The following is a 1,837-nucleotide window of genomic DNA, read 5'->3' as shown; positions in this document are numbered from 1 at the left end:
CCAGGGCGGTGAAGATATCAAAGACCCGTTTTCCGGTAAATCGCAATGCGGCTCCGCTTAAGTGAACAGCATTGCGCCGATTGGTGGGGCCTTCTGCGCTGTGCCGGGTGACCAGCAAGACTCAGAGGGTGAAGCGCTGGGTCATATGGTGCAGCGAGGTGGCCAGCCTGCTCAGCTCGACGCAGGCCTGGGCGGTCTGCTGCACCCCCTGGGCATTCTCGTCGGCGGCGGTGTGGATCTTGACGATGCTGCGATTGAGCTCCTCGGTGACCGCGTTCTGCTGCTCGGTGGCGGTGGCGATCAGGGTGTTCATGTCGGTGATCTGGGTGACGGCACCGTTGATGCTGTCGATGCTGCTCCCCGCCTCCCGCGCCAGCTCCACGCTCTCCTGCATCTGCTGACGGCTCAGTTGCATGGCGCTGCCCGCCTCGGCGGTACGCTCCTGCAACACCTCGATCATCTTGCTGATTTCGGCGGTGGACGCCTGGGTGCGCTGGGCCAGACTGCGCACCTCGTCTGCCACCACCGCAAAGCCACGCCCCTGCTCGCCGGCCCGGGCCGCTTCGATGGCCGCGTTGAGGGCCAGCAGGTTGGTCTGCTCGGCGATGCCGCGAATCACGTCCAGCACCATGCTGATGCTGGCGCTGTCGGTCTCAAGTTGCTGCACCACGCTCCCGGCCTGCTCTATCTGGCGGGAAACCTGCTCTATGCTGCCGATGGCGCTGCGCACCACCTGGTTGCCCTGGGTGGAGGTGCGGGAAGCCTGCTTGGCCGCCCCCATGGCGTCCGTGGTGTTGCGAGACACCTCATTGACGGTGGACTGCATCTCGTTCATGGCGGTGGCGACCTGAGAGACCTCTCCCTGCTGGCTTGCCATGCCTTCGGCGGACTGCTCGGAGATGGCGCTCACCTCCTCTACCGCGCTGCTGAGCTGACTCACCGAACCGGAGATTTCACTCACCAGCTCCGCCAGAGCCCCCTGCATCCGGTCGATGGCCGACCCCAGCTGGCCCAGCTCGTCGCGGTTGAAGCGGTTGCCGCGGATCCACTCCTGCAGCTCGCCCCGACCGAGATCGCCGCTCGCAATGCGCTGGGCCTGACGGGCCAGCATGATGAGCGGGTCACGGATCTGGCGGGTCAGCACCACGGAGAGGGCGACAACCAGGGCCAGGCCGATCACCAGGGCCAGGGTCACACTCAGCTTGGCGCTGTCAAAGGCGGCGATCACCTCGGCGCGGGAGCCCACGGAGTAGCCGTGGTTGATGCGAATGAGATCCCCCACCGACTTGCTCAGGGTGGTGTAGAGGGTGACCCCCTCCCCCATGAAGAGGTGCCGGGCTTCGGCCATCTGTCCCGAGTCCTGCATCTGCCGGATGCGCTGGTGCAGGGCGACATATCGCTCCCAGTCCGCCTTGACGATGTCAAAGGCGCGGCGCTCCTCCCGATCCTCCGCCCAGATGGTGCCATCGTGGGCCACTATCTGGCGCGCAGCCTCTTGCAGGCTCTTCTCGCTCTCGTTGCGATAGCGGGCCTTCTGCTGGGCATCGTCCGCCACCAGGAAGACATCCAGTTCGTAGCGGCGCAGGGCATTGATGGTCTCGCCGAGGGTGCTGGTGCGCACGACGGCGGGCAGGATACTGTCGGTAAAGCCGATGGCGGCGCGGTTCATCTTGCTGAATTCAAACAGCGAGAAGCCGCCGATAAAGGCCATCATCAGGCCGAGTACGGCAAAGCCGGCGGTAAGTTTTTTGCCTATCGTCTTGACATCCTCCCCACCTTAGCGCTTCGCGTCACAGGAGGGGGATTCCCATTACTGGGTGATAGCTGCTCGCGCAGT

1 protein-coding gene is annotated in these 1,837 nt (G+C 64.7%); it reads right to left on the bottom strand.

Annotated elements, in window-relative coordinates:
• Positions 1-121: 121 nt before the first annotated feature.
• The gene (locus tag PG892_RS22140; RefSeq protein ID WP_080989983.1) at positions 122-1,714 is read right to left on the bottom strand and encodes a methyl-accepting chemotaxis protein; all 1,593 of its coding nucleotides are present in this window, start codon (positions 1,712-1,714) and stop codon (positions 122-124) included.
• Between the last annotated feature and the right edge of the window lie 123 nt (positions 1,715-1,837).

The organism is Aeromonas sp. QDB68 (assembly GCF_027707405.1).
Classification (GTDB): Bacteria; Pseudomonadota; Gammaproteobacteria; order Enterobacterales; family Aeromonadaceae; genus Aeromonas; species Aeromonas caviae.
This window is presented reverse-complemented; position numbering and strand designations above follow the sequence as displayed.